Source organism: Georgenia alba, assembly GCF_042665525.1.
GTDB lineage: Bacteria > Actinomycetota > Actinomycetes > Actinomycetales > Actinomycetaceae > Allobogoriella > Allobogoriella alba.
Genome location: NZ_JBHTCQ010000001.1, coordinates 1,186,799 through 1,203,058 on the forward strand (window position 1 = coordinate 1,186,799; position 16,260 = coordinate 1,203,058).

At 72.4% G+C, this 16,260-nt stretch carries 14 protein-coding genes; 11 read left to right on the top strand and 3 right to left on the bottom strand.

From position 1 onward, the window contains the following. Positions 1 to 33 precede the first annotated feature (33 nt). From ACFQQL_RS05605 to ACFQQL_RS05635, 7 genes are all read left to right on the top strand, one after another. Positions 34 to 1,014 (top strand): Gfo/Idh/MocA family oxidoreductase, encoded by a 981-nt coding sequence (locus tag ACFQQL_RS05605; protein WP_382392101.1) that lies wholly within the window; start codon positions 34 to 36, stop codon positions 1,012 to 1,014. Between the two features lie 35 nt (positions 1,015 to 1,049). Next, positions 1,050 to 2,078, top strand: coding sequence for a Gfo/Idh/MocA family protein (locus ACFQQL_RS05610; RefSeq protein WP_382392103.1), 1,029 nt, complete (start codon positions 1,050 to 1,052; stop codon positions 2,076 to 2,078). Between the two features lie 126 nt (positions 2,079 to 2,204). Next, positions 2,205 to 3,545 (top strand): phenylacetate--CoA ligase family protein, encoded by a 1,341-nt coding sequence (locus ACFQQL_RS05615; RefSeq protein ID WP_382392105.1) that lies wholly within the window; start codon positions 2,205 to 2,207, stop codon positions 3,543 to 3,545. 94 nt (positions 3,546 to 3,639) lie between these two features. Further along, positions 3,640 to 4,491, top strand: a complete 852-nt coding sequence (locus tag ACFQQL_RS05620) for a DUF3027 domain-containing protein (RefSeq protein ID WP_382392107.1) — start codon at positions 3,640 to 3,642, stop codon at positions 4,489 to 4,491. Positions 4,492 to 4,577: 86 nt separating this feature from the next. Further along, positions 4,578 to 6,215, top strand: coding sequence for a sensor histidine kinase (locus ACFQQL_RS05625; RefSeq protein ID WP_382392109.1), 1,638 nt, complete (start codon positions 4,578 to 4,580; stop codon positions 6,213 to 6,215). Continuing rightward, positions 6,212 to 7,357 (top strand): GGDEF domain-containing protein, encoded by a 1,146-nt coding sequence (locus tag ACFQQL_RS05630; RefSeq protein ID WP_382392111.1) that lies wholly within the window; start codon positions 6,212 to 6,214, stop codon positions 7,355 to 7,357. Before ACFQQL_RS05625 ends, ACFQQL_RS05630 begins: the two co-directional genes overlap by 4 nt. Positions 7,358 to 7,512: 155 nt before the next feature. Next, entirely contained in the window at positions 7,513 to 7,938 is a 426-nt protein-coding gene (locus ACFQQL_RS05635) for an Hpt domain-containing protein (protein WP_382392113.1), read from the top strand. A gap of 8 nt (positions 7,939 to 7,946) precedes the next feature. Here ACFQQL_RS05635 and ACFQQL_RS05640 read toward each other — a convergent pair whose 3' ends face one another. Both ACFQQL_RS05640 and ACFQQL_RS05645 read right to left on the bottom strand, forming a co-directional pair. Further along, positions 7,947 to 8,720 (bottom strand): response regulator transcription factor, encoded by a 774-nt coding sequence (locus ACFQQL_RS05640; RefSeq protein ID WP_382392115.1) that lies wholly within the window; start codon positions 8,718 to 8,720, stop codon positions 7,947 to 7,949. A 105-nt stretch (positions 8,721 to 8,825) separates the two neighbouring features. Next, positions 8,826 to 10,538, bottom strand: coding sequence for an IlvD/Edd family dehydratase (locus ACFQQL_RS05645; RefSeq protein ID WP_382392117.1), 1,713 nt, complete (start codon positions 10,536 to 10,538; stop codon positions 8,826 to 8,828). 198 nt (positions 10,539 to 10,736) lie between these two features. Between ACFQQL_RS05645 and ACFQQL_RS05650 the strand changes: the two genes are divergently transcribed. After that, positions 10,737 to 12,014 carry an MFS transporter gene (locus tag ACFQQL_RS05650; protein WP_382392119.1) on the top strand — a complete coding sequence of 426 codons (1,278 nt, stop codon included), beginning with the start codon at positions 10,737 to 10,739 and terminating at the stop codon, positions 12,012 to 12,014. A gap of 27 nt (positions 12,015 to 12,041) precedes the next feature. Here ACFQQL_RS05650 and ACFQQL_RS05655 read toward each other — a convergent pair whose 3' ends face one another. Continuing rightward, positions 12,042 to 12,968, bottom strand: a complete 927-nt coding sequence (locus ACFQQL_RS05655) for a LysR family transcriptional regulator (protein WP_382392121.1) — start codon at positions 12,966 to 12,968, stop codon at positions 12,042 to 12,044. Positions 12,969 to 13,244: 276 nt separating this feature from the next. Here ACFQQL_RS05655 and ACFQQL_RS05660 point away from each other — a divergent pair, with 276 nt between their 5' ends. From ACFQQL_RS05660 to ACFQQL_RS05670, 3 genes are read left to right on the top strand one after another with little or no spacing between them, the layout of a single operon-like run. Continuing rightward, positions 13,245 to 14,204, top strand: coding sequence for a tripartite tricarboxylate transporter substrate binding protein (locus tag ACFQQL_RS05660; RefSeq protein ID WP_382392123.1), 960 nt, complete (start codon positions 13,245 to 13,247; stop codon positions 14,202 to 14,204). 27 nt (positions 14,205 to 14,231) lie between these two features. Then, positions 14,232 to 15,770, top strand: coding sequence for a tripartite tricarboxylate transporter permease (locus tag ACFQQL_RS05665; protein ID WP_382392125.1), 1,539 nt, complete (start codon positions 14,232 to 14,234; stop codon positions 15,768 to 15,770). 1 nt (position 15,771) lies between these two features. After that, a complete protein-coding gene (locus ACFQQL_RS05670) occupies positions 15,772 to 16,248 on the top strand; it encodes a tripartite tricarboxylate transporter TctB family protein (RefSeq protein ID WP_382392127.1) in 477 nt (158 codons plus the stop codon). The last annotated feature ends 12 nt before the right edge of the window (positions 16,249 to 16,260 follow it).

Genomic DNA, 16,260 nt, shown 5'->3' on the forward strand with positions numbered 1-16,260 from the left:
GACACCGGTCGCCGTGACCGGGGCAGGAGCCCGATGAGGATCGGCGTCGTCGGCCTCGGTGCCATGGGGACGAGCCACATCGAGACCCTGCGGCAGCACCTCCCCGAGGTGGTGGTGAGCGCGGTGCACGACGCCGACCGGCGCCGCAGCGCCGCGGTCGCCGCCGAGCTGGGGGCGGCGCAGGCCACGGACCCGCAGGACCTGGTCGGCGCCGTCGACGCGGTCGTGGTGTGCTCCCCGGACGAGACGCACACCGAGATCGTCCTGGCGTGCCTCGCGGCGGGGCGGCCCGTGCTGTGCGAGAAGCCGCTGGGTGTCACCGCCGAGGAGTCACGCGCCGTCGTCGCGGCCGAGGTCGCCGCCGGCGGCCGACTCGTCACCGTCGGGTTCATGCGCCGCTTCGACCCCGGTTACGCCGAGCTGCGGCGGGCGGTCGCGGACGGGACGGTCGGCAGACCCGTCCTGGTCCACAACGTCCACCGCAACCTCGCCCCGCACCCGTCCGCGACCAGCGAGGGCCTCGTGGTGAACTCGATGGTCCACGAGCTCGACCTGCTGCCGTGGCTCGTCGGTGGTGCGGTGACGAGCCTGGCGGTGCGCAGCCCGCGCACCGACGGACTCCGGGACCCGCAGGTCGCGCTGGTCGAGATCGACGGCGGACGGGTGCTCGCGACCGTCGAGGTCTTCCTCGCGGCCCGCTACGGCTACGACATCCGGTGCGAGGTGGTGGGCACCGACGGGACGGTCGAGCTGCGGCCGCCCGGCCACCTGCGGCACCGTGTCGGCGGCACGGCGGGCACCGCGGTCCCCACGGACTTCCGGGAGCGGTTCGCCGAGGCGTACCGGCGTGAGCTGATCGCCTGGGTCCACGCCGCCGAGCACGGGGGAGCCACCGGCGCCTCGGCGTGGGACGGACACGTGGCCAACCTCGTCTCGGCGGCCGGGGTGCGGTCGCTGCGCACCGGGGAGCCGGTGGACGTGACCGCCGAGGCCGTCCCGGACCTGTACGCCTGACCATCCGGGTGCCTTGTTCGAGAGAGGAGAGTCACGTGCGTGACCGGCTCCGTATCGGCGTCGTCGGCCTCGGCCGCATCGGCGCCGAGCACGCCGTCGTGGTGGCGGGCCACCCACGGGTCGGCGAGGTCGTGCTCGCCGACGCCGCACCGGGGCGGGCCGCGGAGGTCGCCGCCCGGCTCGGCGGGCACGGGACCGAGGCCCGTGCCGCCGAGGTCGACGCGCTCGCGGACGCGGGCCTCGACGGCCTCGTCGTCGCCTCCTCGACACCGACCCACGCCGAGCTCGTCCGGCGTTTCGTCCCGCTCGGCGTCGCCGTGCTCTGCGAGAAGCCGCTCGCGCTGGATCTCGAGACCACCGCCGCCGTCGTCGCGGAGGCCGAGAACCACGGCGCCCTGCTCGCCGTCGGGTTCCAGCGCCGGTTCGACGCGGGCTACCGAAGCGCACGGGAGGCGCTGCGGACGGGCAAGCTGGGCGAGCTGCGCCGGGCACACGTGGTCACCTGCGACGCCGCACCTCCCCCGGAGGAGTTCATCAGCGCCTCCGGCGGGATCTTCAAGGACTGCCTGGTGCACGACTTCGACGTGCTCCGCTGGCTCACCGGACGGGAGGTCGTCACCGTGCACGCCACGGGCGTCAACCGCGGCGCGGCCTACTTCGGTGCCGCCGGCGACGTCGACGAGGCCGCCGCCGTCCTCACGCTCGACGACGGCACGCTCGTCACCGCGCAGGCGTCCCGGTACAACGGCGCCGGGTACGACGTCCGGGCCGAGCTGGCCGGCACGCGCGGCACCGTCGTCGTCGGGCTCGAGGACCGTGCACCGGTGACCTCTGCCGAGCCCGGTGTCGACTACCCGCCGCCGGGGCCGCGGTGGCCCAACTTCTGGGAACGGTTCCTGCCCGCGTACCGGGCCGAGGTCTCCGCCTTCGTCGACCTCGTGGACGGACGCCCCGCCGATCTGGCCGGCCCGCAGGACGCGCTCGCCGCCACCCGAGTGGCTGAGGCGGCCGGGCGGTCCCTGGCCGAGGGGCGCCCGGTGGACCTCCTGGAGGTCCGGGGATGAGGAGCCCCTCGACCGGTCCGGCTTCTCCCGGGCGGAAGGGGCACTGACGCGCCGATCGGCGTGCCCCTAGCGTGACCGCCCGGCGGCAGCGACGCCGCCGCACCGGGACGGAGGAGTACGAAGGCCGTGACCGAGAAGCTGTGGGACCCCGAGCTCGACACCGCGCCCTGGGAGGAGGTCCTGGCCTGGCAGCGTTCGCTCATGCCGGACTTCCTCATCGGCCTGCGGGACCGGTCCCCGTTCTACGTCGACCACCTGCGGGCGGCGCCGGTCGAGGAGGCCGATCGCGACGACGCCTGGCGCGAGATCCCGTTCGTCACCAAGGACGACGTGCGCCGCAACCAGCGCGAGCGCCCGCCCGAGCTGCTGCTCGGCACGATGCAGTCGGTGCCGTCGGACCGCATCGTCCAGGTCCTCGGATCCTCCGGCACCACCGGCAACCCCACCTTCTACGGGCTCACCGCCGATGACCTGGAACGGTGGACGGAGTCCCTCGCGAACTGGATGACGACCGCCGGCGTCGGGCCGGGGAACGTCGTCGCGCTCACCACCGGCATGCCGATCGTGGCAGGCGGCATGCCGTACGCCGACGCGGTCCGACGCGCCGGGGCGACGCTGGCGTGGATCGGCGGCCAGACCACCGAGCGGATGGTCCGGCTGCTGGAGCTGTTGCGGGTGGACGTGCTCATGGGCACGGCCTCCTTCGTCTCCTTCTTCGCCGAGCGCTGCGAGGAGGTCCTCGGCTACCCCGCCCGCGAGCTGCCGATCCGGACGATCCTCGCGGGCGGCGAGCCGGGCATGGGGCACCGCGAGGTCCGCCGCCGGGTCACGGAGGCGTGGGGCGTCGAGCGGATCAGCGAGGTCATGGGCCTGTGCGACGTCCTCGCCGGCATCTGGTCGCAGTGCGGCTCCGGCGAGGGCATGCACCTCACCGCCGCACGCAACGTGCACGTCGAGCTCGTCGACCCCGAGACCGGCGAGCCGATCGAGTGGACGGGCGGCGCCACCGGCGAGGCCGTCTACACGACCTTCACCCGGATCGCGACACCCATGGTGCGGTACCGCTCCCGCGACCACATGCGGGTGGTCGGCACCACCTGCGCGTGCGGGCGCACCGCCCCCCGGGTGGAGTGCATCGGACGCACCGACGACATGCTCATCTACAAGGCGATGAACGTCTTCCCCGCCGACATCCGCGACCTCGTCGTGGAGATGTTCCCGGAGCGGGTCGCCGGGCCCATGCGACTGCGCAAGGACACCGCGGACCAGGTGCGGTTCGACGACCCCATCCCGCTGGAGATCGAGCTCACCGGCGGTGGCGACACCGCCGCGCTGGCTCGCGAGATCGAGGAGTCGGTGCGCGTCGCGCTCCGGGTCCGGGTCGCCGTCGAGCCGCTCGAACCCGGCACGATCCCCCTCGGCGTGCACAAGAACGCGCTCACCTACGTCCGGGAGACCGCGGACTGACCGCACGCGAGGTCGCACGCCCGGTCCGGGTGGTGCGGTGCGCCACGCCCTGTCGCCGAACGCGCGACCGCGGGGCTCACCTAGACTGGAGGGCGTGCCTGCAGCCATCACCTCCGCCCGCGTGACCACCGGCCCCGGCAAGGAGACCGTCCTCGCCGGCGCCGTGGACCTGGCGCGGCGGGCCGCCCAGGAGACCGCGCGGGAGGGCCAGGTCGGCGAGCACCTCGGCTTCGTCGTCGAGGGGGAGCGGCTCCTGACGCACCTCTTCGACTCACTGGTGCCGGGCTACAAGGGCTGGCGCTGGGCGGTGAGCGTCGCCCGGCCCCCGCGCGGCCGCACCGCGACCGTCTGCGAGGTCAACCTCGTCCCCGGCGACGCCGCGATCCTCGCGCCCGACTGGGTGCCGTGGGCCGAGCGGCTCAGCCCAGGCGACGTCGGACCCGGGGACGTCCTGCCCTACGTCGAGGAGGACGAGCGCCTCGAGCCCGGGTACGAGGCCACGGGCGAGGACGCCGACGAGCTGGCGATCTTCGAGCTCGGCCTCGGCCGCGAGCGCGTGCTCTCCCCGGCGGGCCGGGACCAGGCCATGACGCGCTGGTACGAGGGTGACCACGGCCCCTTCGCGGCGGCCGCGAAGGCGGCTCGGGCACAGTGCTCCACCTGCGGCTTCTTCCTCAAGCTCGCCGGTGCTCCGCGTGCGGTGTTCGGCGTCTGCGCGAACGAGTGGTCGCCGTCGGACGGCCAGGTGGTCTCGATGGACCACGGCTGCGGCGCGCACTCCGAGACCCGCGGCCCGGAGCCGGCCTCGATGTGGCAGACCTCCGACCCGGTCGTGAACGAGCGCGACCTCGAGGTGCTCTCGACCGAGCCGATGCGCCGCGAGGCACCCGACGAGCCGACTCCCGACCAGGCTGCCGCCGACCAGGCCACCGCCGACCAGAACTGACCCCGCCGGCACGCCCCTGGACGACCACGTCCGAATCGGGCGACCGACGCCCGGACGGAACGGGCCCGCGCCTCTAGCCTTCCTGCATGAGCAACGGCACGGTCGAACGTCCTTTGGCGGACGAGCGACCGTCCAGCGAGGTCAGCATCTTCGTGCGGCACCTCCCGTTCGCCGCAGTCATGCTCGCGCTGATCTTCCGCACCGCCGCCGTGGACCCGGAGACCCTCGGGCACCAGTACTTCTTCGTGGCGATGGTCCTCGGCATCGTCGCGACCGCGGCGTCGCTGATCGTCCCGTGGCGCCGGCTGCCGGCCTGGAGCGCCGCGCTCGTCGCCCTCGCGGACATGGCGGTCGTGGCATTCGTCGAGGCGTCCGGCGTCCAGTGCTCGATCCTGCTCGTCCTGCCCGTGCTGTGGCTGGCGTCTGCCTACGGCACCGCCGGCGTCGTGGTGTCGGTCATCGCCGGCCTCGGGGCGGTCTGGCTGCCCGAGGCGATCGCCTGGCCCGAGCCCCCGGACATCACCGCGGAGCGCCACACCCTGGTACCGATGGTCCTGGCCGCGACGGCGATCTACGTCGCCCTCGCGGAACGTCGCTCCGCGGCCCGGCGTGCCCTGCTGTCCCGGCAGAGCGCCCTGGTCGAGGAGGCCCTGGATGCGGCCAACGCGCACGACGTGCTGCTGCGCGGCATCCTCAACACGATCGACGTCGGCGTCGTCGCCCTGGACGCCGACGGCCGGATCACCCACATCAACCGCCGTGCCGCCGGCCTGCTGAGAGACATCTACAAGGTCGGCGACTACGCCGTCCGTTCGTCGCGGGCGCTCGCCGCCGACGGCGTCACCCCGCTCGGCGTCGACGGCTCACCCACGGTGCGGGCCGCCCGCGGGGAGACCATCGACCGGGAGCTCATCTATCTGGTGCGCGGCGGAACCCGGATGGCCATGCGCGTGTCCGCGGAGTCCCTGCAGGACGACGGCGGAGCTCGCACCGGTGCCGTCGTCGTCTACCAGGACGTCACCGCGGAGACCGAGGCGCTCGCCCAGCGGGAGGAGTTCGTCTCGGCCGTCTCGCACGAGCTGCGCACCCCGCTGACCTCGATCCTGGGTTACCTCGAGCTGGCCGACGACGCACGGGACGTCCCGGAGGAGGTGCGGGCACATCTGCGGGTGGTCGCCCGCAACACCGAGCGGCTGCTGCGGCTCATCTCCGACCTGCTCACCGCCGCCCAGACCCGCGACGGCCAGATCGCCCTCTTCGCCACGCCCGTGGACCTGCGCGAGGTGATCTCCGACGCGGTCCTCACCCACCGACCGCGTGCGCAGGATCGCGGTGTGCAGGTGGTCAATCGCGCCACGCGGCCGTGTGTGGTCAACGGCGACCGGACGCGACTCGGACAGGTCGTGGACAACATCGTCTCGAACGCGATCAAGTACTCCGACGAGGGCAGCACGGTGGTCCTCGACCTCGCCGTGGAGGGCAAGACCGCTCACCTGTCGGTACGCGACCAGGGCATCGGCATCGCCCAGGAGGAGCAGCAGCGCGTGTTCTCCCGCTTCTACCGGGGCCGTGACGTGCGGTCCGGTCCACTGCCCGGCACCGGGCTCGGGCTGCACATCACCCGTCAGCTCGTCGAGGCGCACGGCGGGGAGATCGGCCTCGTCTCCGCGCCCGGCGAGGGCACGACGGTGGACATCTACCTACCGGTCGAGGAGCGGCGATGACACTCGATGTGACCACCCTGCTGGTGTTCTCGGCGCTCGTGACCGTGGCCACCTCCAGCCTGTTCCTGGCCGAGACATGGTCGCGTGAGGCCGACACCGTGGACCGGCTCTGGTCCCTCGGCTTCGCCAGCGCCCTGCTGACGTCGCTGTGCTACGTGACCAGCGAGGTCGTCCCGGAGCTGTGGTTCGCGCTCGCACTCGGTAACGGACTGCTGGCGTTGACCCCGCTGGCGCTCTGGAACGGCATCCGGGTGTACGCCGGGCGGCGCCGTTCGCTGATCGAGGTGTCCGTGGCGGTGGCGCTCCTCGCGGTCCTGGCCACCCTCATCCGGTTCCCGGAGGGTGGCTCGTGGTCCGGCGCGGAGGTGTACCTGCTGGGCAACGCCGCGGGCAGCCTGCTGTCCGCCGGGGAGATCCTGCGGTCGCCGGCGAAGGGCGAGCGCGCGGCGCGGTACCTCGTGGTCATCATGTCCGTCGCCGGGGTCTTCTTCGTGCTCCGCTGGGTCCTGTTCCTCGTCCTGGGTGCGGAGTCCGACCTCTTCCACGCCTATGCCGGCACCGCCGTCGCGTCCCTCGTCGTCCCGCTGTGCATCATGGGCGCGGCGTTCTCGATGACCGTGCTGCGGCACAACCAGGCGCACACCCGGCGCGAGGCGTCCCGCAACTTCGACCCGATGACCGGCGCGCGGACCCAGTCATCGTTCAACCCGCGCGCCGTCGAGCTGCTGCGTGCGGCCGAGGAGGACGGTGCGCCGGTCTGCGTGGTCGCCATCCACCCGGAGAACTACGAGGAGATCGCCCTCGCCTTCGACGGCGACGTCGCCGACCAGGCCCTCGTGCGGGTCGGCGAGGTCACCATCAACATGCTGCCGGCCAGGGCCATCATGGGGCGGGACGCGGTGGACGTCCACTCGTTCCAGGTGGTCCTCCCCGGCACCACCGAGGAGGCGGTGCAGTGGGCGCAGGGGGTGCGGACGGAGCTCATCGCGACCCCCTTCGATGCCGACGGCACCCGCATGCGCCTGTCCGTGCGGCTCGGCATCGCGAGCAGCATCCGGCACGGCTACGAGCTGTGCTCGCTCTGCAACATCTCCCGCGAGGCCGCCGGTGAGGGCACCGACGCCGTCGCGGTCGCCCGTTGACGAGAGCTGGCGAGGGAGATCTTGCGGATCTCTTTGGGATGCCCTGAGGGTGCCCGAAGACCGGGTTGAGGTGCCTCGACGACAGTTCTGACTGCCAGCTGCAGGGGACCGGCGGCGGGGCCGACCTTCGGCCTCGGTGACGAGGGGAGACGTCGATGCTCAGTGAGCTCCTGCAGGAACGTACGACCGTGGCACGCATCGTGCACGAGGTGGAGACCTCGGCCGGGCGGGCCCAGGTGTCCGAGGTGCTGCTGGACCCGGCCCCGCTCCGGGCGCTCGTGGACGACCTGGGGCTGGAGGTCGCACAGGTCTTCGTCCAGCGGTTCGTCCACCAGCTGCCGTTCCGGGTCGACCAGCTTCGGCTGGCGGTGCGGGCCGGTGACGCCGAGCGCGAGTACGACGCCGCGCACAGCCTCGCGTCGGCGTCCTCGATGGTCGGTGCCCGCGCCCTGAGCTGGATCGCCCTGGACTGGGCGACCGCGGCCGTCACGGGACGGCGCACGCCCGGGCTGGCCGGTCTCGTCCGTCTCCGGAGGGTCGCCAGCGAGACCCTTGCCATCCTCGGAGGCGACCCGTCCTAAGCAGGACCTCAGCGGCGCAGCCGGTAACCGACGCCGCGCACGGTCTCGATGAAGCGCGGTGATATCGGCCCGTCGCCGAGCTTCCGGCGCAGGTTGGCGATGTGCACCTCGATCGTGCGGCGGTCGGAGTCGGAGATGACGGCACCGTTCTCGTAGGTGTCCGCCCACGCCCGCACCACGAGCTCGTCCTTGCGCAGCACGCGGGTGGGCGCCTCGAGCACGGCGACGAGCAGGTCGAACTCGGTCCGGGTGAGGCTCAGCGGACGGCCGTCCAGCTCGGCGGTCCGGGCGTCGACGTCGACGACCAGGCCCTGGTGCCGCAGCACCCGGTTCGACGCCGGGGGCGGCGATGACGGCACCGCTGGCGTAGCCGGCTCCGCGGGCGGCTGGACCTGGGTCCCGATGCGGCGGGGGCGACGCAGCATCGCCTCGATGCGGGCCCGCAGCTCGCGCGGTCGGAACGGCTTGGTCACGTAGTCGTCGGCGCCCGAGTCCAGGCCGAGGAGGGTGTCGATCTCCTCGGCACGGCCGGTGAGCATGACCAGATAGGTCGACGAGAACTGCCGGATGCGCCGAGCGACCTCGAAGCCGTCGATGTCGGGCAGGGCGATGTCGAGCGTGGTGACGACCGGGTCGTGCTGGAGCACGAGCTGCACGCCGTCGAGGCCGTTCGCGGCGACGTGCACCGCGAATCCGGCCTGCGAGAGCGTCGTCTCGAGCAGGAAGCGGATGTCCGAGTCGTCCTCGATCACGACGGCGGACCGCAACTCCTGGTGATTCACCCCACGAACGTTAGTGTCAACCGGCGACGTTCGCGGCTCGTCCGCGGCCGCTCGACCAACGAGATCTCGATGATCCGTGCAGGTCGCAGCCCTGCACGTGGGGTCTCAGTGCGACTCCCGGCCCACGACGGCGCCGCTGCGGCCCACCAGGAAGTCCAGGTCCGCACCTCGGTCGGCCTGGAGCACGTGGTCCACGTAGAGCCTCTCCCAGCCCCTCGCGGGGTCCGCGTAGCCCTCGAGAGTCGTCGCGGACACCTGTCGGGCGGCGAGCTCCGCGTCGTCCACGAGCAGCTCCAGCCGCCGCGCGGGGACGTCCAGGAGGATCTCGTCCCCGTCCTGCACCAGGGCCAGCAGCCCGCCCGCCGCGGCCTCCGGCGCCACGTGCAGGACCACGGTGCCGTACGCCGTCCCGCTCATCCGCCCGTCGCAGATGCGGACCATGTCCCGGACCCCGGCCTCGAGCAGCTTCTGCGGCAGCGGCATGTTCGCCACCTCGGGCATTCCCGGGTAGCCCTTCGGGCCGCAGCCGCGCAGCACCAGCACCGAGGAGGCGTCGACGTCGAGGTCGGGGTCGTCGATGCGGGCGCGGAAGTCCTCGATGGAGTCGAACACGACCGCCCGTCCCCGGTGGACGAGGAGCTCGGGGCTGGCCGCGGCGGGCTTGATGATGGCGCCGTCGGGCGCGAGGTTGCCGCGCAGCGTGGCGATGCCGGCGTCGGCGATGAGCGGGCTCTCCCGGGAGGAGATGACCTCGGGGTCCCAGACCTCGTGAACGTCGAGCTCGTCCACCAGCGGACGGCCGGTGACCGTGACGGCCTGCGGGTCCAGCAGGTCACGGACCTGGGCAAGGACGGCGAGCGGCCCGCCCGCCCGGAACAGGTCCTCCATGAGGTAGGTGCCTGCGGGCTGCAGGTTGACCAGCAGAGGGACGTCCTTCCCGATGCGGTCGAAGTCCTCCAGGCCGAGCTCCAGGCCGAGCCGGCCCGCGACCGCAAGCAGGTGGACGACGGCGTTGGTGGAGCCGCCGCATGCGGCGAGCGCCACGATCGCGTTGTGGAACGACCCGGCCGTCAGCACCCGGCTGACCGTGCGGTCCTCCTGAACCAGCTCGACGGCGAGGCGTCCGGCGGTATGGGCGCCCTCCAGCAGCCGGGCGTCGGCCGCCGGGGTGCCGGCGATCCCGGGGATGGTCATGCCGAGCGCCTCGGCCATGATCGCCATGGTGGACGCGGTGCCCATGGTGTTGCAGTGGCCCCGGGAGCGGATCATGGAGGACTCGGAGCGGAGGAAGGTGTCCCGCGGCAGACGGCCGGCGCGCACCTCCTCGCTGAGCTTCCACACGTCCGTGCCGCAGCCGAGCGTCGCGCCGCGGAAGGTGCCGTTGAGCATCGGCCCGCCTGGCACGACCACGGCCGGCAGGTCCACGGACGCGGCCGCCATGAGCAGCGCGGGGATGGTCTTGTCGCACCCGCCGAGGAGGACCAGCCCGTCGATCGGGTTGGCGCGGAACATCTCCTCCATCGCCATCGCGGCCATGTTCCGCCAGAGCATCGCGGTGGGCCTGACGTTCGTCTCGCCGAGGGACACCACGGGAAGGTTGTGCGGGATGCCGCCGGCCTCGTACACGCCCTGCTTGACCGACTGCGCCACCTCGTTCAGGTGCGCGTTGCACGGTGTGAGGTCGGAGGCGGTGTTCGCGATCGCGATCTGCGGCCGGCCCTCGAACGCGGAGGACGGCAGCCCGCGCCGCATCCAGGCGCGGTGGATGTAGGAGTTGCGGTCATCCCCGCCGTACCACTCGTCGCTGCGCAGGTTCACGGTGCTCCATCGGTGCGGTGACCGGGCCAGCGTAGCCACGCTCTGAGGTTCCGCCGTCGAGCCGTCCACGACCCGGCGCTGACCTCCGCACCACCTTCTCCGCAGATCGCCACCGGATCCGGTGGCGATCTGCGGAGAAGGTGGTGCCTCGCCGAGACGCGAGCGCGTCGTGCCGGCCCGCGGGCGATGATGGGGGCTGTGCCACCTGCGACACCTGCTCAGCGACCCGGTGACGAGGCGTACCGCGCCCCGATGTTCCCGTTCCGGTCGGTGGTGCTGGGCGCGTTCGTCCCGACCTTCGTCTTCGAGGTCGGGCTCGGGGCGATGCTGCCGATCATCGCGCCGTCGGCGGTCTCCCGCGGGGCGGACCTGGCGCTGGCGGGCGTGCTCGCGGCGCTGGTCCCGGTCGGGCAGATCCTCGCGGACCTCCCCGCCGGGGCCCTGGCCGCACGGGTGGGGGACCGGCGGGCGATGCTCGCGGCGGGCGGCGTCGCGGCGGTCGCCTTCGGCTGCGCCGCCCTCGCGCCCGGCCTGGTGACGCTCGCCCTGGCGGTGCTGGCCGTCGGGGCCGCTGCCGCCGTCTTCAACCTGGCCCGGCACTCCTACCTCACCGAGATCACGCCGCCGCTGCGGCGCGCTCGGGTGATGTCCACGCTCGGCGGCGTCCACCGGATCGGGCAGTTCGTGGGCCCGTTCGTCGGTGCGCTGGTCATCCACGGCGGCGCCGTCGACCATGCCTACCTGCTCGGGGTCGGCACGGCGCTGGCGGCGACCGTCACGCTGTTCCTGGTCCGCGACGACGCTCGCACCACCGGCGCCCGGGGCCGAACCACCGCGCGGGGACCCGGACTACGGGAGTCGTTGCGCCGGCACCGCCCCGTGCTGACGTCGCTCGGAGTCGCGGTGCTCCTGGTGGGGGCGGTGCGTGGCGCCCGGCAGCAGGTGGTCCCGCTGTGGGGCGAGCACCTCGGCCTCGACCCGGCCGTCACGTCGCTGATCTTCGGGATCGCCGGGGGCGTCGACATGCTGCTCTTCTACCCGGCCGGCAAGGTCATGGACCGCATGGGGCGGCTGTGGGTCGGGATCCCGGCCATGGCGGTCATGGGGGCCGCCATGGTCGTGCTGCCGCTCAGCAGCGGTGCGGTGGGCCTGGCGGTGGCCGCGGGCCTGCTGGGGCTGGGGAACGGCATGAGCTCGGGCATCCTCATGACGCTGGGCTCCGACGTCGCGCCGACCGAGGGCCGCGCCCAGTTCCTCGGGATGTGGCGGGTGCTGCAGGATGGGGGTGTCGCGCTCGGGCCCCTCATCGTCTCGGCCGGCGCCGCCCTCGGCTCGCTCGCCGGCGGCATCTGGGCGGCGGGAGCGCTCGGCCCGGCAGCCGCGGCGGCCCTGGCACGCTGGGTGCCACGGTGGACGGTGCATGCCAACCGCACCACGCGCCGTCGCGCCGGTCTCTTCGACGAGCCGCGGGCCTGATGCGCGCGCCAGACGTGTCCGGACACCTCACCGGGGGCGCCGGGACGCCGGTCCGGCGGTCAGGCCCAGCCGTTCCCACTGCGGCTCGGTGGCGGCGAGCACGAAGGCGCGCGCTGCCGGGCTGAGGCCGTCTGGATGGTGGAGCACCGCGACCTCCAGGCGCACGTCGCACTCCAGGTCGTGGACGATCAGCCCGGACTCGCGCGCCACGGATCGCCACGCCTCGCTGATGACCGCCGTCCCCAGGCCCGAGAGCACCATGGGCAGGATCGCCTCCCGGTGCTCGCTCTCCACGACGGCGACCGCGGACCGGGTCCGCGCCAGCACCTCATCGGCCACCTGGCGCATCCCTGTGCCGGGCTGGCCCACGATGAGGCGCTGACCCTCCAGCTGCTCGTAGGTCAGCGGGCCCCGGGTCGGCAGCTGGGCCTCGTGCGACGAGACGACGATGAAACGTTGCTCGGCGACGGGATGGACCGCCAGGCCGTCGGCGTCGATCGCGTCGGTGGCGGCCGCGATCCCGACCTCCACACCGCCCGAGCGCACCAGGTTGACGACCTCCGGCGGCGTCCCCGCCGCACGGATGGACACCTGAACCATCGGGTGCCGGTCGATGAACCGGTTGATCATCGCCGGCAGCGGGTCGACCGCCTGCGACGGCATCGTCGCGATCACCAGGCGTCCCGCGCGCAGCCCCTGCACCGCATCGACATGGGCGCGCGCCAGTCCGAGCCAGCGCAGCACCTGGCGGGCGGGCACGATCAGTGACTCGCCCGCCACTGTCAGGCTCAGGCGACGACCGGTGCGGTGGAAGAGGTCGGCACGCAGCTCACGCTCCAGCCGCCGGATGGACTGCGAGACCGACGGCTGGGCGACGTACAGCCGCTCGGCCGCCGCGCTGACGCTGCCCTCGTCGACGACGGCGAGGAAGTACTGCAACTGGCGAACATCCATGTCCGAGCGGGGTCCTTCCGGTCCTCGGTGATCCGGATCGAGAGACCGTGCCTATCAGACCGGCACGACCCGCGTGCGCCGTCTCGATCGAACAGTTGCGGCACAACGCTGCGGATCTGCCTGCGGCGGCGCGCCCCAGAGCCATCGATAGGCAGAGGCTATCGATGGCAGTGCGGATAGGTCTTGGACGGGGCGGACGCCCGCCCGGTTCACTCGTGGACGAGCCGCGGTCCAAGGACGGACCGCCGGCGATCGAACTGCCCGACGGAGGACAGCATGAGCATCCGCCGAACTGCCGGAATCGTTGCGTCACTGGCTGCCGCCACCGGTTTGCTGGCCGCGTGTGGCGACGACGTCGAGAGCTACCCGGACGGCCGTGTCGACTACGTCCTGCCGTTCGACGCCGGCGGCGAGTCCGACATCACCGCGCGTCTTCAGCAGCAGCCGCTCCAAGAGGTCCTCGGCGCCGAGGTCTCCATCAGCTACCAGCCCGGTGGCGGCGGGGCGCTGGGGTGGTCTGAGCTCACCCGGACGAACCCGGACGGCTACACGATCATGGGCCACAACCTGCCGCACATCATCCTCCAGCCGATGCTGCGCGACGACGCCGGATACCAGACCGAGGACCTCAAGCAGGTCTACATCTTCCAGTCCACCCCGAACATGCTGGCGGTCCCTGCGGACAGCGACATCGAGAACCTCGACGACTTCGTCCAGGCCGCCGAGGCGGGCGACGTGAGCATCGGAGGCAGCGGCGACTACACCGCCAACCACCTCGGCACGCTCATGCTCGCCGACATGGCGGGCGTCGACCTGACCTACACCCCCTTCACCGGTACCGGTGACGCGGTGCCGGCGCTCCTCGGCGGGCACGTGGATGCCCTCATGACGTACACGCCCATGGCGCACCAGCTCGGCGAGGACATCCGTCCGCTCGCGGTCGCCACCGAGGAACGCATGCCCGGCCTGGAGGACGTGCCGACCTTCGCCGAGCAGGGGTACGACATCGTCGACGGCGCCTACCGCGGCGTCGCGGTGCCGCAGGAGACGCCGGACGAGATCGTCCAGACCCTCGCGGACGCCTTCGCGGAGGTGAACGAGGATCCGGAGCTCGTCTCGCAGTTCGAGGAGCAAGGTTTCGTCCTGGAGAACTACGGGCCGCGGGAGGCCACCGAGTTCACGGCGCAGCGCAGCCAGGAGTACGAGGACCTCCTGAGCCGTCTGGGCATGCTCTGACGTGGGACAGGTCCGAGGGGAGTCCTGATGCTCGAGTCACTCGGTGCCGGCATCCTGCAGAACCTTGCCCCCCCAATGCTCCTGCTCGTGCTGGGCGGGACGGTCGTCGGCATGCTCTTCGGAGCCATGCCCGGGCTGAGCGCGACCATGGGTCTGGCGCTGCTCGTGCCGTTCACGTTCGCGATGGAGCCGACGTCCGGCCTGGTGCTGCTGGGTGCCTTCTACATGGGCTGCATCTACGGCGGCTCGTTCACCGCCATCCTCGTCAACGCCCCCGGTACGCCGTCCTCCATCGCGACGGCGATCGAGGGGTACGCGATGACGAAGAAGGGGCGCAGCGAAGAGGCGGTGGTGGGCGCGACGATCGGTTCGTTCGTCGGGGGTGTGTTCGGCGTCGTCGTCTTCGTGCTCCTGGCGCCGCCCCTCGCCCAGTTCTCGCTGCGGTTCGGTCCCCAGGAGTACTTCTGGGTGGCGATCTTCGGCCTCACCATCGTCGTCAGCCTCGCCAGCGGGTCCGTGCTGAAGGGACTGATCGGTGCCGCCTTCGGCCTGCTCCTCGCCACCATGGGCATCGCACCGGTCGGCGGCGACGTGCGCTTCACCTTCGGCGAGCCCATGCTCCAGGGCGGCATCCCGCTGGTGCCCGCGCTCGTCGGTCTGTTCACCATCCCCGAGGTCATCCGGCTGATCGCCCGGCGCGGCCGACCGGCCGAGATGGCCGACGGCGGCGCACGGCGCTCGCAGCTGCGGGAGGCGGTCACGAAGGTCGTCACAGGTCCCGTCAACCTGGTGCGCTCCGCGGTCCTCGGCGCCGTGGTCGGCATCCTGCCGGGGGCAGGTGGGAACGTCTCGAACCTGGTGGCGTACAACGAGGCGCGCCGGGCGTCGAAGCACCCGGAGAACTATGGCAAGGGCGAGCTCGAGGGAGTCGTCGCCGCCGAGACCGCGAACAACTCGACCGTGAGCGCGAGCATGATCCCGACGCTCACGATCGGTGTCCCCGGCACCCCGCCGGACGCGATCATCATCGGCGTCCTGCTGCTGCACGGGCTGCGGCCCGGTGCCGAGCTGTTCACCTCCTCGGGGAACCTCGTCTACACCTTCGTCGTCGCCCTGGCGGTCGCGGCGGTCCTGATGGTTCCGGTGGGCCTGATCGGCGGCCGCACCCTGCAGCGTGGCGTGATGGCGCTGCCGGCCCGATACCTCGCTCCCGGCATCATGATCCTGGCGATCGTCGGTGCCTACGCGGTGCGGAGCTCGGTCGTCGACGTCGTGATCATGCTCGTGCTGGGCGTGCTGGCCTACGTGCTGGGCACGGCCGGGATCACCGCCGCACCGATCGTCCTCGGGCTCGTGCTCGGAACCATCGCCGAGACCGGGCTCGTCCAGGGACTGCTGACCTCGACCGGGTCCGACGCGCCGTGGACGACGTTCTTCACCCGCCCGTTGTCGATCGTGCTGATCGTGATGTCCGTGGTGTCCCTCGCCTGGCCGTTGGTGCGGGCGCGGCTCAGACGACGCAACGACGAACGCTCCCAGGTGCCGGCCGTCGAGGAGGGGAGCTGACATGGCCACCGAGCGCCCCCGCCGCCCCCGCCGCGCCGGACGGGTCGACGTCGCCGTCGGCGCCGCGGCAGTCGTGCTCGCTGCGGTCTTCTGGACGCAGCGGAGCTACACGAGTCCGAACGGCGGGACGTGGCCGGACGCCATCATCGTGGTCCTGGCGGTGCTCGGTCTCGCCCTGGTCGGCCTCGCCGTCGCGGGCAGGAGCACGGGGAGTGCGCAGGAGCCCGAGCGACTCCCGCTGCCGGCGCTCGTGCGAGCGGTGCTGCTCCTTGCCGCCTGGGTACTGACGCTGCCCCTCCTGGGCTATGCGGTCGGCGGTGTCGTCTTCTTCTTGCTCACGGCCTTGATCATGCGCAAGGGTCGTCCAGGCTGGCGGGGGTTGCTGCTGGACGCCGTCGTCGCCCTCGGTGTAGCGCTGGCCTTCTACCTCCTCTTCACCGAGGTGCTCTACGTCCGCCTGCCCGAGCTGATGTTCTGACCCTTCGACACT